The organism is Tepidimonas ignava (genome assembly GCF_004342625.1).
Taxonomy (GTDB): Bacteria; Pseudomonadota; Gammaproteobacteria; order Burkholderiales; family Burkholderiaceae_C; genus Tepidimonas; species Tepidimonas ignava.
Map to the genome: position 1 here is coordinate 174,382 of NZ_SMAH01000004.1, position 24,646 is coordinate 199,027.

Sequence of the window (24,646 nt, forward strand, 5' to 3'; positions counted from 1 at the left end):
TTGATCAAACGGTGGGCCGCGCCACGATGCCGTGGGCGGAAAGTTGCGCCAGCTTCTCGGCGCGCTCTGCCTCGGCATCCACCGACGCATCGAAGCTCAAGGCGGCGGCCGACACGATGGCCGGGCCGCGCGCGAGAATGAGCGCCGGGCGCGGCTGCGCAGAAGCCGCCACCTCCACGAGCAGCACCGCGCAGGCGATCTGCGCGCCATCCGAGCCCGTGGCGGTGGCAGGCTTGTACTGGCCGCTTGAGGCGATGCGGCCCAGCACCGTGCCCGCGGGCAGCGCATCGCCCGGCGCAAGCAGCACAGCCTCGCGGCAGTAGTCCTTGTCGTATTCGTGCTTCAAGAGGTCGCCAAGCGTGGGCGAAGCGGTCAGGGTCGGCATGGGTCAGGCTCCTTGGGCAAAGCGGCGCGCCGCTTCCACAAGCGAGGACTTGGGCGCGGCAGCCGCGGGTTGGACGGAGACGATGTCGTGGCTTGCGTCACGCCGGGCGGCTTCCGCCAGCGCGCGGCGAGCCAGCGCCTCAGGGCTCAAGCCCTCGCGCAGGGCGGCGGCGGCATCGATGGCCACGCCCAGCGCGCGCGCTTGCTCGGCGATTTCAAGAAGCGCGGCGGCGCGCTCGGCCATCTGCCGCTCAAGCTCGGCGGCATCGAGGGCTGCCCCAGCCGCAGCCGGGGCGGTCACGGGAGTTTGCATATGACCTCCTGGAAAGATTCGGCCTTTGGCCGGGGTTGACAAAACCTCAAGACGGCCTGAGAGCGCCGCGATGGCCTCGCGCAGGCCGCCGATCGCATCGGCCAGGCCCGCTTGGATGGCCGCCTGGCCGCGGTAGATGGCCGCTTGCTGCGCGCGCACGGCTTCAGGCCGCAGCCCGCGGCGCTTCGCGACCCAATCGACGAAGCGCTCGTAGAGCGCCTCCACATCGGCCTGGATCGCAGCGCGCGCCTCCTCCGACAATGGCCGGTGCGGGTTGCCGTCGAGCTTGCGCTCGCCGGCGTGGAGGAAGGTGTAGGCAATCCCCTCCTTGGCGTCCTTGGCCGACTGATCCGCATGCACGGCCACCACGCCGATGGAGCCCACTTCGGCGGTCTCGGTCACCCAGATCGCGTCGGCCGCCGCCGCCAGGGCGTAGGCTGCTGAGAGCGCCGCAGGCGTTGCCACCGCCCACAGGAACTTGCCGCTCTCAACAGAGAGCGCGCGCAGGCGCGCTGCCGTCTCAAAGACGCCGGCGGCTTCGCCCCCGGCGGAGTCGATCTCCAGCACCACCGCCCGCGCGCGCGGATCGGCAAAGAGCGCTTCGGCCTGCGTCTCGATCTCGAGGTAGCTCTGAAGCCCAGAGGCCGCGCCGAGATACGCCGATCGATGCACCAGCGTGCCCAGGATCGGCAGCACGGCAATGCCGTCCTCGGTGATGTGCGGCTCTGGCGCGGCAGCCGCCTCGGTTGCGGCCGGCAGGGGGCCAAGCCCCAGCAGGCGCGGGCCGATGGCCGCAAGGATCGTCTCGAGCTTGGGCCGCGCGATCAAAAGCGGCGCGCCGTACAGACGCGCCGCCAGGTGGGGTAGATCAGTCATGGGAATCCTCTTGCGGTTGCGCGGGCGGCGACACGCGCCCAAAGACAAGCCCCAGTTCCTCGGCCCTGCGCCGCTCCTGGGCGATCTCGGCATCAAGCGCCTCGGCGTCATAGCCGCGCTCGGCGATCGACTGCGTGCGGCTCTTCAAGCCCGCCTCGATCGCGGCGATCTCGGCCTGGATGTCTTTCAGCGGATCGACCCACTCCCAGCGCGGGGTGAGCCATTCCACCGCCTCATACTCGCGGCGGCGGGCGCGGAAATTCGGCAGCTCAAGCGCCCCCGAGAGGGCGGCTGCTGCGATCCAGCGCCGCCACACCGGGCGGCAGAGCTGATAGACCAACACCGAATACTGGAAGGCTTCGATGCGGCGGCGAAACTCGATGAGCGCGGCGCGGGTGTTGGAGTAGTTGGCTTTCACCATATCGCCGCTCAAGGCCGCGTAGGGCAGGCCTAAGGCAGCCGCGACCTGAAGCAGCGTGCGATACTGAAACGCCTCGTAGTTGCCTCCGACATCGGCCGGCTGGCTGAAGGTGATGTCTTCGCCTTCGCCCAGGATCTGCAGCTGCCCCGGCTCCAAGGGCATCAAGCCCTCGCCTTGCTCGTCGCGCTCCAGGCGGCTGTCGAAGTCGGCGGCTGGCCGGCGCACAAAGCCCGCAAACATCGCCGCCACCTTCTTGCGATCGAGCTCCGCATCGTCGTACTGGTCCAGAAGAAAGAGCTTGACCAGCGCCGGCGCAAAGCGCGACACGCCCCGCAGCTGCCCGGCATCGACCGGATCGACGACGTGGATGACGTCCTCAGCCGGCACGCGGGTGGTCTCGCCCGCCAGTCCCGGCTCGGTCACATCCCCCGGGTGGCGGCGCAGGAAGTGGTAAGCCACGCGCCGGCCGATGCGGTCGAACTCGATGCCCTGGCGCAGGATGTTGCCGTTGGGAAGCTGGCGATTGTCCATCGGCAGCATCTCGGCGGGCAGCAACTGCAGCTGCAGCGGCACCGCAAGGCCATCTTCGGGGTAGCGGCTGCGGATGCGGATGAAGACCTCGCCGGCGATGAAGAGCTCGCGCGCGGCGCGCCGCTGCAGCCCGTACAAGTCGGTGAGCCACTCGCTGTCGGCTTCATCGACCCAGCGCCGCCAGAGCTGATGCACTTGCGCTTTCAGCGCGGCGTCGGCGATCTGGCTTGAAGGCTTCAGCCCTGAGCCCACCGCGTTGCCGGCGAAGCACTCCACGGCGTTGGCCGCATACCCGTTGTTGCGGATCAGATACCGCGCGCGGGCCGTCATGTCAGCGCCTGCGGCCTGGATCAGCGTATTGACGTGCGCGCGGCTGGCGACAAAGCCTTTCAGGCGGCGGGCAGACAAGCCGCCCTCAAAGCCGCCGATCAGCATGCCAAGGCGGCGGCGAAATCCCGTCCAGTCCATCACAGCCCCTTCGAGCACCAGGCCAGCAGCCGGCGCGAGCGGGCTCGACCCTCAGCGGCGGCGATGTCGCGGTTGAGGGCCTCAAGCGCCGCGCGCAGCTCGGCCTCGGACTTGTAGGTCACCCACTGCTCGCCGGCCTTGACGGTCAGCACCCCTGAGTAGCGCGCCGCCACGAGCTCATCGCGCAGGCGCTTCAGTTCCGAAAGCTCCATGTCCTCACAGATACGTCGACTTGATCGCCCGCCGCCGGCTGGCCTGCGGCGCAGCCGCCGGGCTCACCACGGGCTTGTCCGTCTTGGCCACAGGCTCCTTGGGGATCGCATCAGCCCGCTCATTAAGCCGCAGCCCCATCGCGATCAAGGCGTGCAGCGCGGCGTAGGCGTACACGCGGCAGTCCAGCGCTTCGTTCCGGCGCCCGGCGTCCTTGACCCACTCGCGCTTGGGGTGCCCCTTGACGTAGCGGGTGACGCAATGCTCGGCGGTGAGCTGCTCGAACCACGCCAGATCGCGCGAGCGCGGGAAATGCATCGCCCCAGGGCCAGGCGGGGCCTTGGGCAGGCGCGCGTAGATCGTCTCCTTGGCCGCATCGACCCCCACCGTGAAGAGGTGGATGCGCCCCTTGTTGGCCTTGCCGGGGCGGCGCGGCCAGATGGGTCGGGGGCCGGCTGCGCCCTTGATGGCGAAGATGCGGCGGCGCTCCTTGCCACGGCAGTAGTCGTAGGCGGCCAGCGTGTGGTGCCCCCCGGTGTCGATGCAGGCCGCCTCCACGAAGAGCCCCTGCGGCAGCGTGGCGTGCGGGTAGCGCCGGGCGAGATACTCATCCAGATCGGCCCAGACCTTGGGCGCAGAAGGATCGCCCCAGATCACCCGGTAGTCCAGGCTCCAGCTCTCCTCATCGCGCCCCCAGCCCACAAGCTCCACTTCCAGCCGGTCGGTCTGCACGTCCACCCCGGCGGTCAGGATCGCCACCTCCCGCGGGATCGGCTCAAGCCCAAAGTCCTCGCGCCGGCTCATGAGCCCTGCCGGGTCGAGGCTTTCGCCCAGCCGGTCTTCCCAGGTTTCGGCAAGCTTGGTGTTGACCCAGACCTTAAGCCGGGCCGGATCGTCCTTGGCCGCCACAAAGTCGCGCGCGATCTCGCCCCAAGCCAGCCACGGGCTGTAGAGGCTGGAGAGGTGAAAGCCCGCCGTCCTGCCATCGCCAGAAGCGGTCGCGCGCCAGCGGCCGGCCGCCAAAAGGGCGGGCTTTCTCCACTCGGAGTGATGCGTCTCGCAGTAGGGGCAGCGCCAGGCCGCTTCCTCAGGTCTGCCTTCGGGCCAGACGATGTCGCGCCAGGCAAGGGCCAAGTAGCGCCCGCAGCCGTCGCAGGGCACCTCAAAGACCCGCCGGTCGGACTCCAGGTACGCGCGCTCGATGCGCGAGAGCCCCTTGAGGGTGGGCGTGGAGCACAGGTAGATCTTCCTGCGCCGGAAGGTCACCGTGCGCTGGATCGCAAGCTCCACCGGATCGCCCTCGCCTTCCACGTCGCCCGGGTAGGCATCGACCTCATCGAGCATGAGGTAGCGCACCGGCATCGAGCGCAGGCCCACGGCGGAATTGGCCCCGGTCAGGATCAAGACCCCGCCCGGGAACTCCTTCATCAAGAGCGTGTTGCCCGAATCGCGGCTTCTCGGGTCTTTGACGCGCTCGGCCAGCTCGGGCGTCGCTTCAATGAGCGCGTCAAGCCGCTGGCGGCTTACGCGCTTGGTGGTCTCAAGAGATGGCTCCACCAGCAGCATCGGCCCGGGCGCGTGATGGATGACAAAGCCCACCCAGTTGAGCCCGCACTCGGTCTTGCCGACTTGGGCGCCGGCCATCAGCACCACGCGCTCGATGGGGCTAGAGGGCGAGAGCGCCTCCATCACTTCGCGCAGGTAAGGGGTTCTGGCCGTCGACCAGCGCCCCGGCTCGGCGGAGGCCATCGAGGACAGGATGCGGTGGCGGTCGGCCCAGGAGGCCACCGACAGCGGCGGATCGGGCGCAAGCGCCCGCTTCCACGCCGCGCGCGCAAGGCTTGATCCGTCCAAAGGCAATTCCTAACGCAACCGGCCAGATTCGCTCGAAAAATTCAACGCCAAAGCGCTTGGCTTCTCCCGATCGTTATGCCGTCATGCGATCCACACGATTGATCAACCACCACGCAAGGAGAAGCCAAATGGACGCCAAACACGCCGCAAACATCGAAGAAGAACTCGGCAACAAGCTCGCCGAGGCCGCGCTGACCATCCTGGTCAGAACCTGCCGCCAGGAAATCCGCGCCTGCGATGACGCCCAGCTCGAAGCGATCTGCCAGGCAATGCGCGCCGCCGCAAGAGCAGAGCTGGAAAGGTTCTTTGATGACGCAAGAGCCGCGCCCTGGATCGCCACCGCCGCGTTTCAGTCCGCCGCGCTGGGCATCGCCAATGCCGGCATCGCGGTGTTGCGCAAGGCCTGACGAGAAACGCGAAGCCAAGCAAAAAGCGCTTGGCTTCTCACGCGAACAGCGCGTTCATCACCTCACCCAATCACCACGCACCAAGGAGCAGACCATGACCCTGCGCATCCGCCAACCCCAGGTCACCGACACCAACGGCAACGCCCTCGGCACCCGCCTGATCCGCGTCGAGTTCAACGATCAAGGCCCAGCGACCGTGATGTACGACGGACAGCGTTACGACTTCACCGGCAAGACCGGCACCAACCTCAAAACCGGCCTGCCGGTGCGCGAGATGGCCACCGTGCGCGATGCGCGCCTGTGGATCAGCCTCGATGGCGAGCACCTGTGGGAAGACTGACTCGCGCCGATCCATCCAACGACCAGGAGAAACACCATGTCTGCACAAACCACCCCAATCACCGAACGCCAACTCGATCTCATCACCCGCGCGCATTGCGACGCCGGTGGCCTGATCGAGCCGCTGCTCGACCTCAAGGGCGGCGCCAAGCTCAAGATGATCGCCAGCCTCGCGCAGCGGGGGTTGATCGAGCAGCAAGGCGGCCAGTGGCGCCTGACCTCGGCAGCCATCGCCATCATCAAGGGCGAGGCGCAGCCGGAAGATGTCCTGCCGCCGACGGTGGCCACCAGCGTTGCCACGCCGCCGCTGGCCAGCGATCCGGAACTGGAAGCAGCGGTCGCCGCCGCCGAAGCCAGCTGGCAGCAGGATCAACCAGACGCCGCACCGAAGCGTGGCCGCGAGCACAGCAAGCAGGCGCTGGTGATCGAGATGTTGAAACGCCCCGAGGGTGCCACCATCGCGCAGATCTGCGAAGCCACCGGCTGGCAGCCGCACTCCTTGCGATCCCTGCTCTGCCACGGCCTGCCCAAGCAGGGCTACCGCATCCTGGCCGAGAAGATGCCAGGCAGCCGCCAGAAACGCTACCGCCTGACCGCCTCAGAGCCCATCGCCCGCGACCCCAAGGAGGCCGCCCATGACTGAAACCGCCGCCCAGCTGCTGCCCGACCTCATCAACGCCGCGCTCGAATGCATCGATGAGAGGGTCGAGACCGTCACGCGCAACGAGCATGGCTTCTATACCGAGGAGGATGCCGAAAGCATCCAGCGGGAGCGCCAGATCATCGAGCGCCAGATCGAGCAGCTTGGCCGCCTGCTTCAAGCCGCGCAGGCCATCGCCAGCATGCGCGCGCCCAGCGTCGAGCAGATCCTGCGCCGCCGCGGCTTTGGCTTTGAAGCCGATCGCATCGCCAATCTGGTGCGCATCGTCGATGCTCTGGACAAGGAGCGCCAGCCATGAAGTGCCGATCCGGCCTGCACGAATGGCTCGACCCAGCAAGCGCCCAACGCTGCTGCGACCCTGGCTGGAGGCGAGAGCTGCGCTACGGCTTTAACCGGCTGCCCGGCGACGCCGACGATGGCGCTGTGCCCATCCGGGGCACCGGCTGGCGCTGGGTGTGGCACCGGCTGGCGGCCGATGAGCCGCAGGATGTATCCCCCAATGCGGCCTAACGCGGCTGGCATCGCCGATGAGACCAGCGGCGACTTGCTGCTGGAGTCCTGACGGCTGCTCGGCGAGTGAGCGCGCCACTGCAGGCTTCAGGCCCCGCCCGCCGCCACCCGGCGGGCTTTCTCTCCTGCCCATTCTTCCCAGCGCCGCACGATCACGTCGCAATACTTGGGCTCCAGCTCAATGAGCCGCGCGCGCCGTCCCGTCTTCTCCGCCGCGATCAAGGTCGTGCCCGAGCCGCCAAAGGGGTCGAGCACGATGTCGCCCGGCCGGCTGGAATTGCGCATCGCTCGCTCCACGAGCTCCACCGGCTTCATCGTCGGGTGCAGGTCGTTGGCGCGCGGGCGCTTGATCGGCCACACATCGCCCTGGTCGCGGTCGCCGCACCAGTGGCGGGCAGCCCCCTTGGGCCAGCCATAGAGGATCGGCTCATACTGGCGCTGGTAGTCCGATCTCCCCAAGGTGAACGTGTCCTTGGCCCAGATGATGAAGGTCGACCAGTGCCCGCCCAGTTCATCGAAGACTTGCCGCAGCGTGTGGATTTCGCTGGAGCTCATCGCGATGTAGCACGCGCCATCCAGATGCGCCATCATGAGCGCCAGCGCCTCGCGCAGGAAGGGCGCAAAGCCTTCGCCCAAGTCGTCGTTGGCGATCGGCCGGCGCTTCAAGCCCTGATGATCGTCCGCGGCGTAGGCGACGTTGTAGGGCGGGTCGGTGAAGACGAGCGCCGCCTTCTCATCCCCCATCAAGGCCTGGTAGCTCTCAGCCCGCGTGGCATCGCCGCACACGAGCCGGTGCTCGCCCAGGATCCAAACATCGCCCGGCTGGGTGACGGGCTCTTCGGGCGCTTCAGGCACCGCGTCATCATCGGTCTGGCCTTGCCGATTCGGCTCTTCTTCGCCCAGGAGATCGGCCAGGGCCTGCTCGTCAAAGCCGATGAGGTCAAGGTCGAAGCCTTCTGCCTGCAGCTCGTCGAGCTCGATCTTGAGCAGTTCGCCGTCCCACCCCGCCATCTCGGCCAGGCGGTTGTCCGCCAGCACGAGCGCCCGCCGCTGCGTGGGGGTGAGATGGTCGAGCACCACCACCGGCACCTGCTGCAGGCCAAGCTTCCTTGCGGCAGCAAGCCGCCCGTGCCCCGCCACGATCACGCCATCGGAGCCGGCCAGGATCGGGTTGGTGAAGCCGAATTCCGCAATCGAGGCGGCAATGGCTGCGATCTGTTCCTGCGAGTGCGTGCGGGCGTTCCTGGCGTAGGGAATGAGGCGCTCGATGGGCCAGTGCTCGATTCGCTCGGCGAGCCAGTTCATGCCGCGTTTCTCCCCCACGGCTTATACGGCGCAGCATCGCCGAGCTTGGCCATGCGGTCGTTGAAGACGTCGGACAGGCGCTTCTTCGAGTCGCCATAGCTTGCCGCCACGACGCCCTCGGGCTCCCGCTCGGCCTTGACCTCCTCCCACGTCTGACCAGTCGCCTCCAGCACCGGCATCTGCTCCGGGTGGGTCTTGAGCCAGCGGATCACGGCCACATCGACGTATTCGGGCGCGAGTTCCGAGGCCCGCACGCGGCGGCCGCAGGCCTCGCCCGCGAGGATCGTGGTGCCGGAGCCAGAAAACGGCTCGAACACGATCTCGCCAGGGTTGCTGTAGGCCTCCATGACGAACGTCGGCAGACCGATCGGGAACACCGCCGGGTGGTCGATCTCACGTTCGGGGTCGATCGGCCCGCGCTGACGCGTCACCGTGATCACCGAATCCGGAATGCGGTAATCCTGGATCGGTCGGTCGGCGTGCGTCCAGTCGTTGGGCCTGCCGTTTTTGTCCCGCAGGCCGCCGCCGCCATTGATCGCGGACAGGTGCGAATAGGTGCCCGCCATCTTACACGGCACGATCTTGTTGGGCTTTCTGGCCTCGCGGTTGAAGTGGAAGATGAATTCATGCCGTGGGGCAAGTCTTCCCGCCCAGTCGCCCGGCACCGTCACCCCCTGATCCCACACATACCAGCCAAAGAAGCGCCAGCCTTGCCGCGGCATCCACTTCAGCCACTCATCCCAGTAAGGAATCACCGAGCCGTCGCGGTGCACCAGGCCCAGGTTGACGAGCATCTGCCCATCCTCGCGCATGGCGGCCATCGCCGCGGCAAACACCCCGCGCATGATCGCATCCCAGTCCTCGATGCCGCCCGTGGTGTAGTTCCTCTGGTTGGCATAAGGGGGGCTCGTGAAGAGCAAGTGGGCCTTCTCGCCGGCCATCAGCCGGGCAATCGCCTCGACGTCGGATGAGTCGGCGCAGATCAGGCGATGCCGCCCCAGCCGCCAGATGTCGCCGGGGCGGCTCGTGACGATCCTGGGAGGAGAGACTTCCTCATCGAGGTCGGCTTCATCCGCGCCCTCTTCGCTAGCCTCTTCCTCTTCCCCCTCTTCTTCGTCGAACTCGGCCAGATACCGCTCGATCTCGTCCTCGGCAAAGCCAGTGAGCTCCAGCTCGAAGCCCGCATCCCGCAGCTCGGCCAGTTCCACGGCCAGCATCGCCTCATCCCAGCCAGCATCCAGCGCCAGGCGGTTGTCCGCCAGGATGTAGGCGCGCTTTTGCGCAGGCGAAAGATGCGCCAGCTCAATGACCGGCACTTGCGCCAAGCCAAGCTTTCTTGCCGCGGCCAAGCGCCCGTGGCCGGCGATGATGCCGTTCTCACCATCGACAAGGATCGGGTTGGTAAAGCCAAACTCCGCAATCGAGGCGGCGATCCTGTCGATCTGTTCCGGCGAGTGCGTGCGGGCGTTTCTGGCGTAAGGGATCAACGCCTCCACGGGGCGCAGCTCGATTCGGTCGGCAAGCTTTGGGCTGATCATGCGCTTGTCAAAGACCCGCCCTGCGGCAAAAAGAACGCCAGCCGGCGCGAAGACCGGCTGGCTAACGCACGCAAGGAGGGAGCACAAAAGGGTCAAAGGTCCTGCACGAACTCCGACAGCAGCTCGCGCAGCTCGGTCTCAAGCATCGTCTCCACCGCCACCACGTCCGGATCGTCGGCGATGAGCGCCACCAGCTGCGGCGCAAGCTTGGCGGGCAGCTGCAGCAGCCGGTCGCGCAAGGCGCGCGCGATGCGAAACTGCTCGATCCTTGCCTCATCGGCTGAGACGAGCTTGCCTGCGCGCTCTTCGAACTCCAGCTTGGCAAGCCGCGCGGCGTAGGCCTCGCGGATGGCGCGGCTTTTGCTGTAGTCGGGGATGGCGCTTGATGGCTCAGGCGCAGCCGCCTCGGCCTTGGGCAGGCTGCGCGCCTGCGCGCGCGGCTGCCAGCCGGCGTTTCTCGCCGGATCGATGCTGCCGTCGGGCTCCTGCGCGATCTCGCCGCGATCGATGGCCTTGCGCACGGCGGTATCGGAAACCCCGCGCTGGCGGGCGAACTCCCGGATCGAAACGCTCATGGGTGCGAACTGCGAACTGCGAACTTTTTGCTCGCCTGACGGTAGCGAAATGCGGCGGGCCGCGCCGCCCCGCGCTCAACCTCGCCAGAAAGGAACCGCCAAGGCCGCTAAAAAGCCGCCAGAAGCGTTTTTACGCAGTCACCAAGGGGGGTAGCCTCGCGCCCGAAAAACGCGTCAGAGGGCGTTTTAGCGCGTTTTAGACCGGCAGTCTCAAGATGCCCACGATCATGCCCACCGCAGCCGCCAGCATCACCCCAACGCGGATCGTGAGGTCTTTGGTGAGGCTTTCGTACAGCTGCTGCAAGTCTTCCTTGGTCGCCAGCTCGGAGAAAGCGTACTTGGCCGACACCTTAGAAATCAAGACCTCTTGTCGACCCAAGCGCGCAGAACTGCCAGCGCCTCCCGACCTAGATCTGACCACACCAGCCCACTGGTTTCGTCAGCCTTGTTTTCTTCAAGCCGACCGTCGGCGCGAAACACGGATTTCATCAGCATCCAGAGGAGCAAGGTTGGCGGCACGATCATGGCTGTGCCGAGCATCAGCAGATGCCAATCGAGCGACTTGTCTGGATGCCTCCACGCCCAGCTCATCACCGACCAGACAAATGCGCCGAAGCCGCATAACATCAATGCGCAACCACTGACTGTCGCCCAGAAAAGCCATCGCCTTTGTTCATATCGCTGACGGTAAAGACGCTCCCGCACGTCGAAGACTGCGCTCCCGTCAGTTGTCCCAGCGCGGTCTAGCGACAAGTCAATTTGCTGCGGTTCGGTCATAAATTAGCAAACAGCCCGAGGTTTTGGACACGCCAATGCATTGCCGCCCGCGAGACCTCAAAGAGTCGCGCTAACGATTCCAAAGAATCCGCCACACCATTCTGCATCACATAACGCAATGCATCAGCGGGCATCAAAATGGCGGCAGCAAAAGCATTTGCCTCGCGTTCTTGTCCGCCCGCGGCCAAAGTAAATGAATCTGGCGCATCACGAAACAATCGCTGCCCATGCTGGAGATGACCGAGCGACCAATGCCCGAGCTCGTGGGCCACAGTAAAACGCTGTCGCACGCGGGCTTCATCGCAATTCACAGTAATACATGGTCTACCCTCACGCACCTCAATGCGCCCAGACTCATCGATGGCACCGCAACGCACATCAATACCCATGCGAGATGCGATGGCATGCACATCCACGGGCAGTTTACCGTCCCAGTAGACGGACAGGATTTGCGCGGCCTTACGCTCGATCATTGGTTGATACGCCACTGGACGTACGTCATCAAGACGTCTTGCAGCATACCATAAAGCTTACTCGATGGGAGCGAAGCTATCGCTGCCACGCCCGCCTCAACTGCTCGGCGAATCGCCGCTCAACCACCCTGCTCACCGTCTCGCGCATGCCCATGCGCGCCTTCACCGGCTGCGCGCGCTTGAGCATCCACAACGGCTGCACGTCCCGCCCCTGGCGCTTGAGCACCATGCCTTTTCGGATGAAGACGCCGCGCTCTTTGAGCATCCGCCCAGGCCACAGGCGCTTGGGCACCACCTGGGAGCGGGCGATGTTGGCAATCGGCCCCAGGGGGATGGCGTTCTTGCCCACGCGCAGCCCGCCCACTTCCTGCCAGACCATGAACGCATCGCGGCTGCCGACTGCGGCCTTGAGGCCCTTGGCATCGGCGGGCCTGGCCTGGATGCCCTGGACGACCCACGGCCGGCGCAGCGTAAAGCGCTGGGGAAGCTCCTGCCTGACCGCATCGCGCGCATCCAGCGCCGTCTTGGTCAGCGCCCGCGCCAGCGCCTGCGGCAGGCGGCGGGAGACTTGCGCCGAGAGCGCCTTGGCGTCCAGCGTGGCGGTGAGGCGGATCATGCCGCCTTGCGTCTCGTCTGCCGCGCCTGCGGCTCGGGCTTGGCTTCGCTCTGGGCTTGCCCCAGCGCCACGGCCGAGCCCATCGCGATGAGCGCGCGCGCTGCCTCCTCGGGCAGCTCCAGGCGCAACCCAGCCGGCAGGTGGCGCTGCTCAAGCCAGACGGGACGATGAATCAGCACCTGCATGGCAGGCCTCCAAAGCAAAGCGCCCGCTCGGGCTTCAGCCCTGCGGGCGCAGTAAGGGATGGTACTGTCCAAAGCATACTTGCGTGAAACGCCCCTGTCAAGGCCTGTAGCCGTAGTGCCGGCACAGCATGGCCAGGCCCGCGATGAGCGCGCCCATGCCGGTGTGCTGGGTCAGCAAGTAGCCGCTCCAGGCGGCTCTTTGCACCCACTCGCGCACCGACATGCCAAGGCCCACCACGTGCCAGAGGCCCGACCCCGCGGGCGACGTTGCGCCGCCAGCGGCATCCAGCGCCTCGCGCACGGCAAGCGCCGCCGCTGCGCTTCTTTGCGCGATGCCATCGCTCAAGCGCGTGCCCGCGGGCAGCCCATCGAGGCGCGGGCTGGCATATCCCGAGCGAAAGGCCCGCAGGAAGTCCTCCTGGAACTGCCGGCCCGCATCGTGCATGCCCTGCGAGATCGTGCCGGCCTTGAGCATCAGCCCCAGCGTGTCCACCGTCCGGTAGTGCCGCACGCGGCCCCACTCGGCGTCTTCCTCCTCCACGAAGACGGCCGCGCCGCCTGGGCGCAGCAGCACGTCGCCGGGCTCGGGCTCGGCCTTGGGGCGCTCAGCTGCGCGGCTCATGCGCCTGCCTCCACAGAAGCTCGCGCGCCACCGCCGCCCAGGCCTCTGGGGTGGTCTGCGCCGCCCACTGGGGCTCGACCCACATGTGCGCGGACTGCATCGTCAGCAGCACGGAGATCGGCCACATCACGCGCCACGGATGGTAGTTGGCGCGGAAGAACAGCGCCGGAATGCCGCCATCGCGCTGCGCCTGCTCCACCGCCTGCGCCCAGGCGCGGTTGACCTCGTGCGGCACCAGCAGGCTCCAGCGCTTGACCTCGATCGTCCAGCCCGGCACCCCCAGGATGTCGCTGTCGCCGTCGTGCTGGCGCACGCGGCGGCTGGCGCTGACCCCCAGCAGGTCGCTGATGATGGCGGCGACTTCGCGCTCGCCTCGTTTGCCTTTGTCGCGGCTCAAGGCTCCCACTTGAGTTCCTCCTGTTGCGGGTTCTGAGGGGCTGCAAGGCGTTTTTTGGGGTGGGCGGCTACCACCCTACCTGCCCCCTCCACAAAATCGCTCCTAGGGCCTTTTAGGCCAGTTTGCGGGCATGTTTGTGGCGCAGGCTCGATCAGCTCGTTGCGCTGGAGCCGCTCAAGCACCCCGTCCCAGACCTGCTGCCAGTCGCGGCGGTGCATCCGCCGGCAAGCCTCGATGTGGGCCTCCTGAAGGCGGCGCAGGGGCCGGGCGCTGGCAATGAGCCGCGCCATGCACCACGGGCAGCGCATGAGGTAAGCGCCGCAGGCAGGATGGGCGCGCGCAGCCGCGCAGGCCGGGCAGCTCACAGCCAGTCCTCCTGCGCAGGCTGCGGCGCGCGCGCAGGCTCGGGCACGAAGACGCGCGGCGCGCGCAGCGAGTCGGCGCTGAACTGGCGGCAGCCCGCAATCGACCACAGCAGCGCCTTGCGGTCTTGGACGTCGCCGTGGCGCTGCTTGTGCAGCGCGATGTGGCCGTCGGGCAGCGCCGGGTTGTAGTCGGGCTTGGTCGGGTCGTGCTTGGCGTTCCAGACGGAGAGCACGTTGTCTGCGCCATCGGTGATGCGGCTGGAGCCCCCCACGTCGAGCTTGCCCGGGGCCATCGTCTCATCGCGGCCCTTCCTCGGGTGGGCCACCACGTGCACGTGGCTGCCGCTTCGCTTGGCAAAGTCCGCTATCGTCTGGATGGCGCGCTTTTGCGCCGAGAAGGCTCCGCTGCCGTCTTCGGGCACGTCGGAGAGCATCATCAGGCTGTCGATCAGGAAGCAGTCGCAGCCGTACCGTCGGTTGGCGTACTCGAAGACCTTGATGAGCCATGAGAGCTCCACCGAGCCCACCCGGTCGATGACCCACATGCTCTGCCCGATCCAGCGCGCGGCCTGCGCGATGTGCTCAGGATGCGGCCGGTCCTGGCCGGTGGCGATCTTGATGAGGCGCTTGAGCTGCACCGCCGGCGGCATCTCGCCGGAGTAGACGCACCAGCGCGCCCCCAGCGCTGCGTGCTGCACGGATAGCTGCGCCAGAAACTGGCTCTTGCCATGCCCGTTGATGCCGGTCCACACCGACACTTCCCCGGGGCGGAAGACGAGCCAGTCCTGCGTCTTGTGGCCGATCGCAAGCGGGTAGCCCGCCGCTTCCTCGCCAGGCGCGGGCCAGAACATGGCCTGCACGCGCTCGAGGAACGCGTCGAACGGCCTAATGCCATCGGGCTCGATGGGTTTGGCCTCGCTGATGGCTCGGGCGAAGAACTCGGGGCTTTCGCCGGCTTGCAGCGCCTCGTTGGCGTCCTTGTAGGGGGCGAACTCGCACAGCCTCGCGCGCGCCTCGCCCAGCCTTCGGGCCAGCTCCCGCGCGCCCTTGCGTCCGGCCTCATCGGCATCGAAGGCGATCACGATGTCGCTGAAGCGCTCCAGCCGCTCCCAGTCGCTCTCCAGCCACGCAAAGCTGCCTGCGCCGGCGTTGACCGACAGCGCCGCGATGCCCGCCTGGTGCAGCGTCATGGCATCGAGCTCGCCTTCGGTGATGACGATGCGGCGGCACTTGGGGTCGATGAGGTGCCAGCCAAAGAGGCAGGGCTCTGCCTCCTTCATCTGGCGCATGTCGCGCTTCTCAGCGATGTTGCGGAACTTCGCGTTGATGAACTCGCCATCCCTCAGGTAGGGGAAGATGGCGTAGGTCTTGCCGGCTTCCTGGCGCTGCGCGATGCGAAAGTCGCGCGCGGTCTGCTCCTTGATGCCGCGCGAGGCCAGCCACGAAAGCACCTCGGCGGCGGCGGCCGTGCAGGCGGGCTTTGGCGGGCGGCGGTACTCGCGCTTCGGCGCGCCAGCCGGAATCGTCTCGCGCAAGCCAAGCCACTGCGCCGCCTCGCGCATGGCCTGCGCCACCGAGCAGGCCCGCACGGCCATCCACAGATCGAGCAGGTCGCCGCCCTGGTCGGTGGCGAAGTCGCGCCAAATGCCGCGCTTGTTGCCGTGGATGGCCACCGCCAGCGACTGCCCCGGCTCGCCGCTGATGGAGCCGGCCCTCCACTCGCGCCCGGCCCGCTTGCCCTTGGGCAGCAGGTAGGCGGCCACGTCTTCGGCGCGCTCCGAGAGCGCCTGCGCAATGTCGGCGGCGTTCACACGATCCTCCCGTCGCGCTCGTACTCATCGGGCCACACAGCCCACACGCCGTCGATGTAGCGCGGCACGCCCTTGCTCCAGTCCCACGCGTGCCAGTCGGCGGTGGAAAGGTCCGTGCCGGTGGGCGTCCAGCGCCCGACCTTCTGGCCTGGCGGCGGCCCGCCGTAGCGCGGCTCGTCCTGCTCCTCGTCCTGCCCGTCCTCCCAGCGCCTGCCGTTGAGCCAGGTGGCCGGATAGGGGATGTACTGGCCGCCGTCGCGGCTCCACTGGCGGCTGGCCTTGTGGCGCTCAAGCGCGGCCAGCAGGCGCTTGAGCAGCTCGGCATCGGGCTTGAGCTTGGCAAAGGCGCGCAGGGCATCCTGGCGCGCGACCTTTCTCGGGTAGGCCGCCCAGAACTGCGCAAATCCCTCGGGCTCGGCCTCTTGGCCGGCACGCGTGGATGGGCCGCCACAGGATCGAGCCCTGCCACTGCCCGATGAGGCCGCCTCGGCCCCGCCCTCCCCCTTGGGGGGGTAGGGGGGGGTATATGACGGTTCTACTGACGGTTTATTGACGGTTTGGGTGACATCCATGTCACCCGTCTCGGACACACATGTCACCCGTCTGGCGACATCCATGTCACCCGTGACATCAATGTCACCCGTGACATCAATGTCACCCGTGACATCAATGTCACCCGTAAAACTCGTCTTGGCGTTGTCGGTGAGCTTGCGAACATTGATCCGGTAGTGCCTGGTACTACCTGGCGCTCCACCGTTTTCATTGCTGACGACTTGCAACCATCCGTCCTCTATTAGTTGGTGCAAGATTCGCTGGGCATGGCGCTCCGATACCGACAACCGCCTTGCGACGGCTGCAACACTCGGATGCAAACTGCATCCAGTCCGATCTGCCCAATCGCACATGGCCAAAAGCGCCAGCTTTTGTGTGGCAGGCAAATTGAGTTGCCAAGCTTTTGCCATCAAATCGATACTCATTTCGCCTCCACTTCGTCGAGGGCGAAACCATACTTGCGCAAACATCCCAGCCCGGCCAGGTCGCGCAGAATGCGCGTGACGTCGTCCATTGGCATGCCGACCAGGCTGGCGATGTCGTGAGCCGAGGCCGGCGTGACGCCAAACCCGCCACCTCGCAAGCAAAACAGCGCCATGAGCACGCGCACCTGCTCGTAGGTCAACCGCCGGTCTTGGATCACTTCGATGGGGATGAGGGCAAACGTGCCGGCTTGCATCAGATCGCCCTCCACACCCGCTGATGCCGTCCGCTTCGGGTGGGCTTGACCTCGCCCGTTGGCATCGCCAGCCCGGCCTTTTGCAGCTCCGGCAGGCGCTTTCTGATGGCGTAGGGCTCAAAGCCCAGCAGATTGCTGATCTCCTCGGGCGTCAGCGGCCCGTAGAGCCGCAGCATCCCCAGAATGCGGTTGCGCTGGGTGGGCGCAAACTCGGCGGTGCGATCGGCCGCCTCGTGGCTTGTCCAGGGGTCGGTTGAGCGTGCAGGTCTCATGGCTCCTCCTTGACTTGCGTGACGGGTGTGCCTGAATCGAGCTCAGACAGCTCCGGCCACAGCTCGCGCCAGTCCGCCCGCGTGTGCTGCCTTGGCACAACGCCGCTTGTCGCCTTCTCGATCTGCACGCTGCGCAGTGGAGAGATGTGCGCAACGCCAGAGGCCATCTGGCACAGATAGGACAGCGACACGCCAAGCTTCTGGGCAAGGCGCTTGCGCTCGCCGCGTGGCAGGGTGTCGAGGTACTCCTTGAGTCGCATGCGGCCAGTTTACTGACCACTAAACCCAGAGTCAAGTATTTGATTGTTTATCCGCGCCTAAAGAAAATGCGTCATGGACATCCAAAGCATCCGCCGCCAGCAGCTGCGCCGCTGGTTCCAGGGCCGCACGCTGCCGCAGCATGAGAAGAGCTACTTGTCGCAGCTCATGCACGGCAAGGCCTCCTTCGGCGAGCGCGCCGCGCGCCGGCTCGAGCGCGACTACGGCATGCCGCCTGGCTACCTGGATCGGCCCGCCGATTCCAATGTCGAGCCCGGCCCCGACATCGCGGGACTGGTGCCGCTCATCTCCTGGGTGCAGGCCGGCCACTGGGCCGAGATCGCCGGCAGTCTCACGCCTGCGGATGCCGAGGAGTGGCTGCCCTGCCCCGTCAAATGCGGCCCGCGCACCTTCGTGCTGCGCGTGCGGGGCGAGTCCATGTTCAACCCGCATGGCCGCCCGTCCTTCCAGGACGGCGACTTGATCTTCGTCGACCCAGACCGCCCCGCCGTGCATGGGTCGCTGGTGGTGGTGCGGCTGGACGATGCGGCCGAGGCCACCTTCAAAAAGCTCATCGTCGAGGGCAACGAGCGCTACCTCAAAGCGCTCAATCCCGCCTGGCCCGAGCCCATCATCCGCATCAACGGCAACGCCACCATCTGCGGCGTGGTGGTCTTCCGCGGCGAAAAACTCTAAACAGGCGCGGAACGTTTAGCTGCTGCTTGACTTTTTGGTTTACATACGGCTAAATTACGCTCGTCACCCACCAAGGAGACGAGCATGACCCTGCTGACCTTTCGCATCACCCTGGGCCGCGGGCCGGATGCCCGCGTGCTGCACGTGCTGGCGCGCCATGTGTGCGACGCCATCGAGATCGCCCTTGCCACGCAAACCTCGCCGCCTTGTCGTCTCAAAGCCGAGGCCATCGGGAGGGTCGCGTGATGCGCAAGTTCCTCCGCGACTTCCTGTGGTACCTGCGCCACGGCTATTCCATCCGCCGCGCCTGGCATCTGGCGCGCATCACGCTGTAAGGAGCCCCCCCCATGTTCACCCCCGCCACCCGACGCCATGCGCGGCTTCGCCTGGCTATCGCCGGACCCTCCGGCTCCGGCAAGACGTACTCGGCCCTGGCCGTGGCCAGCGGCATGGCCGACAAGATCGCCGTCATCGACACCGAAAGCGGCTCCGCGTCTCTGTACGCCGACCGCTTCCGCTTCGACGTGATGGAGATGGGGCCTCCTTTTGCGCCCGAGCGCTTCGTGGAGGCCATCGCCGCTGCGGTCAAGGCCGGCTACGAGCTTCTCATCATCGACTCCATCACCCATGAGTGGATGGGCGAAGGCGGCATCCTCGACATCCACGACAAGATCACGCGCTCGTCCAAGTCCGGCAACTCCTACGCCGCCTGGGCCGAGGTCACCCCGCGCCACAACAAGCTCTTGGACGCCATCCTGCGCGCGCCGATCCACATCATCGCAACGCTCAGAAGCAAGACCGAGTACGTCATCCAGGACGTGGGCGGCAAGGCCGTGCCGCGCAAGGTGGGCATGGCCCCTGTCCAGCGCGATGGCTTCGAGTACGAGTTCACCACCGTCTTGGAGCTCTCGCTCGATGGGCACCTGTCCACCGTCAGCAAAGACCGCACGGGGCTCTTCGATGGCAAGGATCCCGCGCCGCTGTCGGCCGAGACGGGCAGGATGCTCATCGAGTGGCTGCGCTCTGGGCAGCCTGCCTGGGATGCCGAATCGACCCTTGCTCGCATCGCGCGCGCCTCCACGCTCGATGAGCTCAAAGCCATCTGGCATGAGACGCCGCCAGAAAGCCGCGACGCCATCAAGGCGGCCTTGTCCGAGAGGAAGGCCGCGTTGCAGTCTGAAACCGTCACCGAGGAGGCCGCAGCATGAACATCTCGACGACCAATCAAACCGCCGCCACCGTGGGGCTGGATTTGCTCAGGGCGCTGATCGATGAGATGCGTCTTTGCCCCAAGCCCTGGGCGGCGATGTCGCAGGCGCAGCAGGATGAGGTGATCGAGCGCCTGCGCCGCCGGGTGCTCGCACAGGTGCACGAGGCGGTCAAGGCCATTGCCGCCGATGGGCGCGTGGTGGTGGCAGGCGAGCTTGAGCAGATCACGATCAAGGATGGTGTTAAGGCCGTCATCAAGATGTCGCAGGCTTCGCCCCACATCCACGAGCTCTACAGCAGCGCCGGCAGCACGGTGCTGGTGGTGGTGGCCGACGCCAAGCCCTACACGCAGGGGATGGATGAGGTCAAGGGCGAGCCCGATCAGAACGCCCTGGCCTTGCCCCATGAGGCAAGCCGCGCATGACATCCAAAGGGTCGGAATGGAATTCCGGCCCCTGCCCTTGACTTCGATTCACAAGGAGAGACCCGCATGAGCATTCCTAGCTACGCCTACAGCACCGAGCATCTGGAAGCCGCCGATGGCGGCGAGCGCTACATCGCCCACACCGGAGCCTACACCGGCACGATCGACTACGCCCGCGCCATCCAGTCCTCCAAGGGGGCCTGGGGGGTGGAGCTGGGCTTTGTCGCCGACGATGGCCGCAAGCCGAAGTATCCGCTGACGCTTTGGACGCTGTCGGCCGATGGCAAGCGCTACTTCGGGCATGACCTTCTGGATGCCTTGCTCGTCTGCGCGGGCGTGGAGTCCGGCCTCAAGCCCGGCAAGGTGCGCTACTGGCGCTGGGATCGGGAGCTCGGCGAGGAGGTGGAGGCCGTGGCAGACGGCTATCCGGCGCTGAAACACAAGCGCATCGGGTTGCTGCTGCAGCGCGAGCTCTACACGACCCAGACTGGCAAAGAGGGCTCGCGGCTCAACATCGTGGGGGTGTTTGACCCGCAGACGCGCCAGACCGCCAGCGAGAAGGCCGCGGGGCTGGAGCCCCAGAAGCTTGCGGCAAGGCTTGCCAGCCTCAAGGACAAGGATAGCCGCGCCGCCCAAGCCCCTGCTGCTCAGCCTGCGCAGGGCAGCGGGTTTGAGGATATGCAGGACGACGTGCCGTTCTGAGGAGGGATCATGAATATCCGCATTGATGAATCGAGCATCGCCGAGGCCGTCCGTGACTCGGTGCACGACGCGGTAAACGCCGCGCTCAAGGGGTATTCGGTGCAGTCCGCCATCGCGCAGGCGATGGCGCATGAGATCACGAGCGGCGCGATCGTGCAGGCGATCAAGGAGGCTGTCGCGCAGGTGGATCACCAGCAGCTTGTGCACGCGCTGGCGCGCGAGATTCAGGTTGCCACCACCAAAGCCGCCATCGCGATCCTGCAAGAGAGCATGGTGGAGGCCATCGCCAAGCTGCGGGGGCTGTCCACCTACTCCGAGGAGGACAAGCGCGAGCGCGAGATGATCCGGCAGCGCATCTTTGGGCGGGAGGGCTGATGCGATGAGCCTGCCCGCGCTTTATGAACTCGCCGCCGACTACCGCCGCGCGCTTGAGACGCTTGCCGACCTCGATCTGCCCGAGGAAGTGGTGCAGGACACGCTCGAAGCCTTGAAGGGCGAGGTGGAGGTCAAAGCCACCAACGTCGCCGCCTTCGTGCGCAATCTGGAGGCCCTGGCCGAGCAGATCAGGGCGGCCGAGGCGCAGATGGCGGCACGGCGCAAGGCGATCGAATCACGCGCCGAGCGGGTGCGGCAGTATCTGCTTGCCAACATGCAGGCTTGCGGCATCTCGAAGATCGAGAGTCCGTGGTTTGCGATCGCGATCAGGAAGAATCCGCCAGCCGTGGAGATCGTGGATGAGGCGCTGATTCCGCCGGAGCTGATGATGACACCGCCACCGCCGCCGCCCAAGCCCAACAAGGAGGCGATCAAGGCGCTGCTCAAGGCAGGGCAGGAAGTGCCGGGGGCGAGGCTGACCCAGGGGGTGCGGGTGGAGATTCGGTGAGGGCAAAGAAAAACCCTGCCCCTCGTGAGAAGGACAGGGTTTCAATGGCTTTCAGCTCAAGCCGGTGGGCTACGGCCTTTTCGCCGGGGGAGATTACAGGCTGTCGCCAATCAGCAGCGTGCCTGCGGCATAGGTCGCGCTCGCAGCAGCTAATGCCAATGCAGACGCCTGTACACCAACCAGTTGTACCAGGATATCCTGTGCACCGTTTTGGCCAAACACATAAGTGTCACCGCCAAAGACGAAGGCGAGAACCTCGCCATTGGTGGCCGCAACAGCGGCTGCTTCGGCCAGCCACTCACCCAGGGTATCAACCGCCGAGGCCCCAGTACCCGATAGCGTAAGGATACCGTTGGTGACCGTGTAAGTGACACCTGCGGCCTGACCCGAACCAGTGCCATTCACTTTAATAACAACAGGAAGGTCGGTTCCATTACCGGGACCACCATCATCCTGCTCGAAGTCAATCACCAACATATTGGCATTGGCACCGCCCGCCGTTGCGCTCTGGAAATTGGCAACACTGGATAGGTTAGTTGCCGTGGTGATCGCACCCAGCAGGTTGAAGCCGGTGATGATGTCAAAGGTGCCTGTATGCGAGTCGGACGTCGCCACATTACTGTCACTGTTCGAAGCGATCTTGACCACGTCACGGCCTTGACCAAGTTGGATGGTGTCCTGACCCAGACCGCCGGTGATGACGTCGTTACCCTTGCCACCGTTGATATTATCTTTGGCAGCGCCGCCCGTCAGCACGTCGTTACCGTCACCGCCGATGATGGTCACGTTGGCAGTTGCAGTGTTGTTGGCCGAAGTAAAGGTCACCGCGAGGTTGGCCGCAGTGTCCAGACCCGCCGTACCGTTGGCCACAACGCCAGAGGCGTCGAACTCGGTGATGGCGGTGTTGCCGGTGTTGGTCAGGGTCAGGCCGTTGTTGCCGGTGACGACCACTTTCTTGGCGCTGGTGGCCACAAGCGTCATGGTGTGCACGACGGCGGCGCTGCCACTGGGGTCGGCATCGGCCACGTTGATGTTGATGTTCTCCACGCCGGCGACGGTCACCGAGCCAGCAGTCAGTGCGCTGGTCTTGCTCAGCTCGATGTTGAACGTGTCGTTCGGGTTGAACGCCGCGTTCGTGACGTTGGCCACGTAACTACCGGCACCAACGTTGCTCGTGAGCTTGAGGGTGCCATTGTTGGCGAAGTTGTCGAGGGTCAGCGCATGCGAAGCCGCGCCGGTGACGACTTTGTTGACGCCGTTGATGCCGACCAGGTTGACGGTCTTGGTGCCGCCCATGCTGGAGGCATCCAGCTGCAGCACCTCGAAGCCCGAGAACGTCGAGTTGAATGTGGCGTCGTTGTCGGCGGCATCGGCCTGCCCCACCGTCATGACGATGGTGTCGGTGCCGTCGCCGGCGTTGACCGAGCCACCGGTGCCAGCCGCACCGCCGTAGGTGACGGTGTCGTTGCCCTTGCCCATCGTAATGGCTTTGGTGAAGGCGTTGGACAGGATGATGCTGTCGTCACCATCGCCGCCGGTGAAGGAGACGCCGGCACCCAGCGCGGTTGTGCCCAAGGTCACGCCAGCCGTGTTGGTGGACACGACAGACTTGAGGGCCGTAAAGGTGTTGTTGCTCAGGACAACCTTGGCATCCCCGGCGATGTTGAGGGTCTCCACGGCCGCACCGGTCACGTTGGTGATCGTAGATGCCTTCTCGGTACCCGTGATGTTGAGCGTCTTGTAAGTGTTGACAGTGATGCTGTTGTCCGACGGCGCGCTCAGGTTCTTGACGTTCAGGTTCAGGGTGGTGACGGCCGGAGTGGTCAGCGCGCCCGGGGTGATGCCCAAGGTGCCGCCCGTGCCGGACAGATTGACGGTCGACAGCGCGCCGGAGTTGATGGCGGAGTTGCCGTAGTTGTTGAGGGTGACGGTGGTGATGGTACCAGCCGCCGTGGTCGAGGAGGCATTCTTGTCAACGACGTTGACGGCACTGTTGGTCTTGCCCGCCACGGTGGTCGAAGCCGTCGCAGCAGCCTCTTGGGTCACGGTCACTGCGGTCGTGTTGGCGCCGCCCACCACGAGCACTTCGCCGAAGGTGTTGGTGGTGTTGACGGCGTTGCCCAGCGTCTGGGCGATGTTGACGGTCGTGCCGCCCTTGACGAAGATGTCAGGCGCGTCGTTCGTGTTCGCGCCAGTGAACTTGCTATTGATGGTCACCGCGCCCGTGGGCTCGGTCGTGCCGCCCACCACGATTTCCGCGCCGGCGTAGGTAGTCGTGTTCAGAGCTTCATTGTCATTGGTCGTTCCGGTGACCGTCAGTGCGATATCCTTGCCGCCGTTGATGGTGACATTGCCGTCGACAGCAGACACGCTGTTTTCGGTGGCGGTGATGTTGACGTCGGCTGCCGCGGTCAAGGTGGTGCCGCCCGTGGCGTTCGATTTGAGTTGTTGCAGGCCGGTCCAGGTGGTGGTGTTGAGCGTCACCGTGCTGCCGCTCAGGAATTCCGCATTCTCGATATTCTTGACCGTGGCACCTGTCGGGATCGTAATAGCGCCCGTTTGCGTTACCGTGAAGGTATCCGTACCGCCGCCGCCGTCAATCGCATCGCCTACCGTCCAGGTGACGCCTGCAGCGACCTGGTTGCCGATGAAGGTGTCATTGCCTGCGCCACCGGTAAAGGCAGCACCGGTGTCCGAACCCGTAGTGAGCATGAACGTTTGCCCTTGCTGCGCCGCCTGAGCAGCCTGCGCCGCCGTGACCGCTTCAGCAGCGGTTTGGCCGGCTTGCGCACTGGCGGGGGTCACGCTGTTGGCGATGATGGCGGTGCCGGCGTTGATGGCATCTTGGCCGGTCAGGCCCGCGCTGTTGTTGGCAAACCAGTCGCCCACGGCGGTGCGGTTGGCCAGGTATGTGCCAACCCACGCCCACTGCGGGTCAGCGGCCGCTACGGCTTTGGCTTCGGTGATGAGTTGCTGGATGAATTGGCCGCGCGAGACTTCACCGCTGGTGAGCTTTTGCGTCCAGTACGTCATGCCGTCGCTGTCCACCGAGCTGCGGCCGAGCACGTTTTGGTACGCCGTGGTAATGAATTGCTCCACCGTCATGGCGTTGGAGAAGACGCCAAACTGCACGCCCGCGTCGTAGAAGCGGTTGGCGATGCTATCAAAGGCTTGTTGTTCGGTCTTGCCCTGCCCCAGCAGTGTGAGCAGCTCGCCCGCCCAATAGTTGAGGCCGGCGGCTTCGGGCGCACGGTTGAAGTAGCCGATGTACAGCTCGATGAGCTTGGTACGTTGAGCGGACGTGATGAATGTCGACATCGAACGATCTCCACA

At 65.9% G+C, this 24,646-nt stretch carries 33 protein-coding genes and 1 pseudogene; 12 read left to right on the forward strand and 22 right to left on the reverse strand.

Going from position 1 to position 24,646, the window contains the following annotated elements; genetic code table 11:
* Positions 1-4: 4 nt before the first annotated feature.
* From EDC36_RS04680 to EDC36_RS04700, 5 genes are read right to left on the reverse strand one after another with little or no spacing between them, the layout of a single operon-like run.
* A complete protein-coding gene (locus EDC36_RS04680; protein ID WP_132962083.1) occupies positions 5-385 on the reverse strand; it encodes a head decoration protein in 381 nt (126 codons plus the stop codon).
* Between the two features lie 3 nt (positions 386-388).
* Complete coding sequence (locus EDC36_RS04685; RefSeq protein ID WP_132962084.1) at positions 389-1,573, reverse strand: S49 family peptidase; 1,185 nt, start codon at positions 1,571-1,573, stop codon at positions 389-391.
* Complete coding sequence (locus EDC36_RS04690) at positions 1,566-2,993, reverse strand: phage portal protein (RefSeq protein ID WP_132962085.1); 1,428 nt, start codon at positions 2,991-2,993, stop codon at positions 1,566-1,568. Before EDC36_RS04690 ends, EDC36_RS04685 begins: the two co-directional genes overlap by 8 nt.
* Positions 2,993-3,205, reverse strand: coding sequence for a phage head-tail joining protein (locus EDC36_RS04695; protein WP_132962086.1), 213 nt, complete (start codon positions 3,203-3,205; stop codon positions 2,993-2,995). Before EDC36_RS04695 ends, EDC36_RS04690 begins: the two co-directional genes overlap by 1 nt.
* A 4-nt stretch (positions 3,206-3,209) precedes the next feature.
* A complete protein-coding gene (locus EDC36_RS04700) occupies positions 3,210-5,057 on the reverse strand; it encodes a phage terminase large subunit family protein (RefSeq protein ID WP_207895042.1) in 1,848 nt (615 codons plus the stop codon).
* Between the two features lie 128 nt (positions 5,058-5,185).
* Here EDC36_RS04700 and EDC36_RS04705 point away from each other — a divergent pair, with 128 nt between their 5' ends.
* The 5 genes from EDC36_RS04705 (at position 5,186) to EDC36_RS04725 (ending at position 6,974) form a co-directional block, all read left to right on the forward strand.
* Positions 5,186-5,464 (forward strand): hypothetical protein, encoded by a 279-nt coding sequence (locus EDC36_RS04705; protein WP_132962087.1) that lies wholly within the window; start codon positions 5,186-5,188, stop codon positions 5,462-5,464.
* 94 nt (positions 5,465-5,558) lie between these two features.
* Positions 5,559-5,804, forward strand: coding sequence for a hypothetical protein (locus tag EDC36_RS04710; protein ID WP_132962088.1), 246 nt, complete (start codon positions 5,559-5,561; stop codon positions 5,802-5,804).
* 36 nt (positions 5,805-5,840) lie between these two features.
* Positions 5,841-6,446 (forward strand): DUF3489 domain-containing protein, encoded by a 606-nt coding sequence (locus tag EDC36_RS04715; protein WP_132962089.1) that lies wholly within the window; start codon positions 5,841-5,843, stop codon positions 6,444-6,446.
* The gene (locus EDC36_RS04720; protein ID WP_132962090.1) at positions 6,439-6,762 is read left to right on the forward strand and encodes a hypothetical protein; all 324 of its coding nucleotides are present in this window, start codon (positions 6,439-6,441) and stop codon (positions 6,760-6,762) included. Before EDC36_RS04715 ends, EDC36_RS04720 begins: the two co-directional genes overlap by 8 nt.
* Complete coding sequence (locus tag EDC36_RS04725) at positions 6,759-6,974, forward strand: hypothetical protein (RefSeq protein ID WP_132962091.1); 216 nt, start codon at positions 6,759-6,761, stop codon at positions 6,972-6,974. The genes EDC36_RS04720 and EDC36_RS04725 overlap by 4 nt, the downstream gene beginning before the upstream one ends.
* 87 nt (positions 6,975-7,061) lie before the next feature.
* Here the strand turns inward: EDC36_RS04725 and EDC36_RS04730 are convergent, their stop codons facing one another.
* From EDC36_RS04730 to EDC36_RS04795, 16 genes and pseudogenes are all read right to left on the reverse strand, one after another.
* On the reverse strand, positions 7,062-8,279 hold the full coding sequence (locus EDC36_RS04730) for a site-specific DNA-methyltransferase (RefSeq protein ID WP_132962092.1): 1,218 nt from the start codon (positions 8,277-8,279) through the stop codon (positions 7,062-7,064).
* Positions 8,276-9,817, reverse strand: coding sequence for a site-specific DNA-methyltransferase (locus EDC36_RS04735; RefSeq protein ID WP_132962093.1), 1,542 nt, complete (start codon positions 9,815-9,817; stop codon positions 8,276-8,278). The genes EDC36_RS04730 and EDC36_RS04735 overlap by 4 nt, the downstream gene beginning before the upstream one ends.
* 92 nt (positions 9,818-9,909) lie before the next feature.
* Positions 9,910-10,392, reverse strand: coding sequence for a hypothetical protein (locus tag EDC36_RS04740; protein WP_132962094.1), 483 nt, complete (start codon positions 10,390-10,392; stop codon positions 9,910-9,912).
* Between the two features lie 196 nt (positions 10,393-10,588).
* Positions 10,589-10,741: a hypothetical protein gene (locus tag EDC36_RS13145; protein ID WP_165902812.1), complete on the reverse strand. Its 153-nt coding sequence runs from the start codon at positions 10,739-10,741 to the stop codon at positions 10,589-10,591.
* Positions 10,742-10,749: 8 nt separating this feature from the next.
* Entirely contained in the window at positions 10,750-11,169 is a 420-nt protein-coding gene (locus EDC36_RS04745) for a hypothetical protein (RefSeq protein WP_132962095.1), read from the reverse strand.
* Complete coding sequence (locus tag EDC36_RS04750; RefSeq protein WP_132962096.1) at positions 11,166-11,642, reverse strand: ImmA/IrrE family metallo-endopeptidase; 477 nt, start codon at positions 11,640-11,642, stop codon at positions 11,166-11,168. The genes EDC36_RS04745 and EDC36_RS04750 overlap by 4 nt, the downstream gene beginning before the upstream one ends.
* A gap of 76 nt (positions 11,643-11,718) precedes the next feature.
* A complete protein-coding gene (locus EDC36_RS04755) occupies positions 11,719-12,258 on the reverse strand; it encodes a hypothetical protein (protein ID WP_132962097.1) in 540 nt (179 codons plus the stop codon).
* Positions 12,255-12,443, reverse strand: a complete 189-nt coding sequence (locus EDC36_RS04760) for a hypothetical protein (RefSeq protein ID WP_132962098.1) — start codon at positions 12,441-12,443, stop codon at positions 12,255-12,257. The genes EDC36_RS04755 and EDC36_RS04760 overlap by 4 nt, the downstream gene beginning before the upstream one ends.
* 97 nt (positions 12,444-12,540) lie before the next feature.
* Positions 12,541-13,065 carry a hypothetical protein gene (locus tag EDC36_RS04765; protein WP_132962099.1) on the reverse strand — a complete coding sequence of 175 codons (525 nt, stop codon included), beginning with the start codon at positions 13,063-13,065 and terminating at the stop codon, positions 12,541-12,543.
* Positions 13,049-13,471 (reverse strand): putative PDDEXK endonuclease, encoded by a 423-nt coding sequence (locus EDC36_RS04770; RefSeq protein WP_132962100.1) that lies wholly within the window; start codon positions 13,469-13,471, stop codon positions 13,049-13,051. The genes EDC36_RS04765 and EDC36_RS04770 overlap by 17 nt, the downstream gene beginning before the upstream one ends.
* Before the next feature lie 352 nt (positions 13,472-13,823).
* Entirely contained in the window at positions 13,824-15,638 is a 1,815-nt protein-coding gene (locus EDC36_RS04775) for a toprim domain-containing protein (RefSeq protein ID WP_132962101.1), read from the reverse strand.
* Entirely contained in the window at positions 15,635-16,210 is a 576-nt protein-coding gene (locus tag EDC36_RS04780; RefSeq protein ID WP_132962102.1) for a hypothetical protein, read from the reverse strand. The genes EDC36_RS04775 and EDC36_RS04780 overlap by 4 nt, the downstream gene beginning before the upstream one ends.
* Positions 16,211-16,426: 216 nt before the next feature.
* Positions 16,427-16,660 (reverse strand): annotated as a pseudogene (locus EDC36_RS13510) (helix-turn-helix domain-containing protein); the annotation flags it as partial.
* Entirely contained in the window at positions 16,612-16,869 is a 258-nt protein-coding gene (locus tag EDC36_RS04785; protein WP_132962103.1) for a hypothetical protein, read from the reverse strand. The pseudogene EDC36_RS13510 and the gene EDC36_RS04785, both read right to left, overlap by 49 nt.
* Positions 16,869-17,141, reverse strand: coding sequence for a helix-turn-helix domain-containing protein (locus EDC36_RS04790; protein ID WP_132962104.1), 273 nt, complete (start codon positions 17,139-17,141; stop codon positions 16,869-16,871). Before EDC36_RS04790 ends, EDC36_RS04785 begins: the two co-directional genes overlap by 1 nt.
* Positions 17,138-17,401, reverse strand: a complete 264-nt coding sequence (locus EDC36_RS04795; RefSeq protein WP_132962105.1) for a transcriptional regulator — start codon at positions 17,399-17,401, stop codon at positions 17,138-17,140. The genes EDC36_RS04790 and EDC36_RS04795 overlap by 4 nt, the downstream gene beginning before the upstream one ends.
* Before the next feature lie 73 nt (positions 17,402-17,474).
* Here EDC36_RS04795 and EDC36_RS04800 point away from each other — a divergent pair, with 73 nt between their 5' ends.
* The 7 genes from EDC36_RS04800 to EDC36_RS04825 all read left to right on the forward strand — a co-directional run bounded on the left by EDC36_RS04800 (position 17,475) and on the right by EDC36_RS04825 (position 21,313).
* A complete protein-coding gene (locus EDC36_RS04800; RefSeq protein WP_132962106.1) occupies positions 17,475-18,095 on the forward strand; it encodes a LexA family protein in 621 nt (206 codons plus the stop codon).
* Positions 18,096-18,179: 84 nt separating this feature from the next.
* The gene (locus tag EDC36_RS13150) at positions 18,180-18,341 is read left to right on the forward strand and encodes a hypothetical protein (RefSeq protein ID WP_165902813.1); all 162 of its coding nucleotides are present in this window, start codon (positions 18,180-18,182) and stop codon (positions 18,339-18,341) included.
* Positions 18,342-18,442: 101 nt separating this feature from the next.
* The gene (locus EDC36_RS04805; RefSeq protein ID WP_132962107.1) at positions 18,443-19,303 is read left to right on the forward strand and encodes an ATP-binding protein; all 861 of its coding nucleotides are present in this window, start codon (positions 18,443-18,445) and stop codon (positions 19,301-19,303) included.
* A complete protein-coding gene (locus EDC36_RS04810; protein ID WP_132962108.1) occupies positions 19,300-19,728 on the forward strand; it encodes a hypothetical protein in 429 nt (142 codons plus the stop codon). Before EDC36_RS04805 ends, EDC36_RS04810 begins: the two co-directional genes overlap by 4 nt.
* Before the next feature lie 66 nt (positions 19,729-19,794).
* Positions 19,795-20,430: a hypothetical protein gene (locus EDC36_RS04815; protein ID WP_132962109.1), complete on the forward strand. Its 636-nt coding sequence runs from the start codon at positions 19,795-19,797 to the stop codon at positions 20,428-20,430.
* A 9-nt stretch (positions 20,431-20,439) separates the two neighbouring features.
* The gene (locus EDC36_RS04820; protein WP_132962110.1) at positions 20,440-20,805 is read left to right on the forward strand and encodes a hypothetical protein; all 366 of its coding nucleotides are present in this window, start codon (positions 20,440-20,442) and stop codon (positions 20,803-20,805) included.
* Positions 20,806-20,809: 4 nt separating this feature from the next.
* Positions 20,810-21,313, forward strand: a complete 504-nt coding sequence (locus EDC36_RS04825; RefSeq protein WP_132962111.1) for a siphovirus Gp157 family protein — start codon at positions 20,810-20,812, stop codon at positions 21,311-21,313.
* Positions 21,314-21,406: 93 nt separating this feature from the next.
* Here EDC36_RS04825 and EDC36_RS13155 read toward each other — a convergent pair whose 3' ends face one another.
* Positions 21,407-24,631, reverse strand: a complete 3,225-nt coding sequence (locus EDC36_RS13155; RefSeq protein ID WP_165902814.1) for a DUF4214 domain-containing protein — start codon at positions 24,629-24,631, stop codon at positions 21,407-21,409.
* Between the last annotated feature and the right edge of the window lie 15 nt (positions 24,632-24,646).

Coding starts and splice junctions, on each gene's coding strand:
- EDC36_RS04680 (WP_132962083.1), bottom strand. CDS start 385: ATGCCGACCCTGACCGCTTCGCCCACGCTTGGCGACCTCTTGAAGCAC.
- EDC36_RS04685 (WP_132962084.1), bottom strand. CDS start 1,573: ATGACTGATCTACCCCACCTGGCGGCGCGTCTGTACGGCGCGCCGCTT.
- EDC36_RS04690 (WP_132962085.1), bottom strand. CDS start 2,993: ATGGACTGGACGGGATTTCGCCGCCGCCTTGGCATGCTGATCGGCGGC.
- EDC36_RS04695 (WP_132962086.1), bottom strand. CDS start 3,205: ATGGAGCTTTCGGAACTGAAGCGCCTGCGCGATGAGCTCGTGGCGGCG.
- EDC36_RS04705 (WP_132962087.1), top strand. CDS start 5,186: ATGGACGCCAAACACGCCGCAAACATCGAAGAAGAACTCGGCAACAAG.
- EDC36_RS04710 (WP_132962088.1), top strand. CDS start 5,559: ATGACCCTGCGCATCCGCCAACCCCAGGTCACCGACACCAACGGCAAC.
- EDC36_RS04715 (WP_132962089.1), top strand. CDS start 5,841: ATGTCTGCACAAACCACCCCAATCACCGAACGCCAACTCGATCTCATC.
- EDC36_RS04720 (WP_132962090.1), top strand. CDS start 6,439: ATGACTGAAACCGCCGCCCAGCTGCTGCCCGACCTCATCAACGCCGCG.
- EDC36_RS04725 (WP_132962091.1), top strand. CDS start 6,759: ATGAAGTGCCGATCCGGCCTGCACGAATGGCTCGACCCAGCAAGCGCC.
- EDC36_RS04730 (WP_132962092.1), bottom strand. CDS start 8,279: ATGAACTGGCTCGCCGAGCGAATCGAGCACTGGCCCATCGAGCGCCTC.
- EDC36_RS04735 (WP_132962093.1), bottom strand. CDS start 9,817: ATGATCAGCCCAAAGCTTGCCGACCGAATCGAGCTGCGCCCCGTGGAG.
- EDC36_RS04740 (WP_132962094.1), bottom strand. CDS start 10,392: ATGAGCGTTTCGATCCGGGAGTTCGCCCGCCAGCGCGGGGTTTCCGAT.
- EDC36_RS04745 (WP_132962095.1), bottom strand. CDS start 11,169: ATGACCGAACCGCAGCAAATTGACTTGTCGCTAGACCGCGCTGGGACA.
- EDC36_RS04750 (WP_132962096.1), bottom strand. CDS start 11,642: ATGATCGAGCGTAAGGCCGCGCAAATCCTGTCCGTCTACTGGGACGGT.
- EDC36_RS04755 (WP_132962097.1), bottom strand. CDS start 12,258: ATGATCCGCCTCACCGCCACGCTGGACGCCAAGGCGCTCTCGGCGCAA.
- EDC36_RS04760 (WP_132962098.1), bottom strand. CDS start 12,443: ATGCAGGTGCTGATTCATCGTCCCGTCTGGCTTGAGCAGCGCCACCTG.
- EDC36_RS04765 (WP_132962099.1), bottom strand. CDS start 13,065: ATGAGCCGCGCAGCTGAGCGCCCCAAGGCCGAGCCCGAGCCCGGCGAC.
- EDC36_RS04780 (WP_132962102.1), bottom strand. CDS start 16,210: ATGGATGTCACCCAAACCGTCAATAAACCGTCAGTAGAACCGTCATAT.
- EDC36_RS04785 (WP_132962103.1), bottom strand. CDS start 16,869: ATGCAAGCCGGCACGTTTGCCCTCATCCCCATCGAAGTGATCCAAGAC.
- EDC36_RS04790 (WP_132962104.1), bottom strand. CDS start 17,141: ATGAGACCTGCACGCTCAACCGACCCCTGGACAAGCCACGAGGCGGCC.
- EDC36_RS04795 (WP_132962105.1), bottom strand. CDS start 17,401: ATGCGACTCAAGGAGTACCTCGACACCCTGCCACGCGGCGAGCGCAAG.
- EDC36_RS04800 (WP_132962106.1), top strand. CDS start 17,475: ATGGACATCCAAAGCATCCGCCGCCAGCAGCTGCGCCGCTGGTTCCAG.
- EDC36_RS13150 (WP_165902813.1), top strand. CDS start 18,180: ATGACCCTGCTGACCTTTCGCATCACCCTGGGCCGCGGGCCGGATGCC.
- EDC36_RS04805 (WP_132962107.1), top strand. CDS start 18,443: ATGTTCACCCCCGCCACCCGACGCCATGCGCGGCTTCGCCTGGCTATC.
- EDC36_RS04810 (WP_132962108.1), top strand. CDS start 19,300: ATGAACATCTCGACGACCAATCAAACCGCCGCCACCGTGGGGCTGGAT.
- EDC36_RS04815 (WP_132962109.1), top strand. CDS start 19,795: ATGAGCATTCCTAGCTACGCCTACAGCACCGAGCATCTGGAAGCCGCC.
- EDC36_RS04820 (WP_132962110.1), top strand. CDS start 20,440: ATGAATATCCGCATTGATGAATCGAGCATCGCCGAGGCCGTCCGTGAC.
- EDC36_RS04825 (WP_132962111.1), top strand. CDS start 20,810: ATGAGCCTGCCCGCGCTTTATGAACTCGCCGCCGACTACCGCCGCGCG.
- EDC36_RS13155 (WP_165902814.1), bottom strand. CDS start 24,631: ATGTCGACATTCATCACGTCCGCTCAACGTACCAAGCTCATCGAGCTG.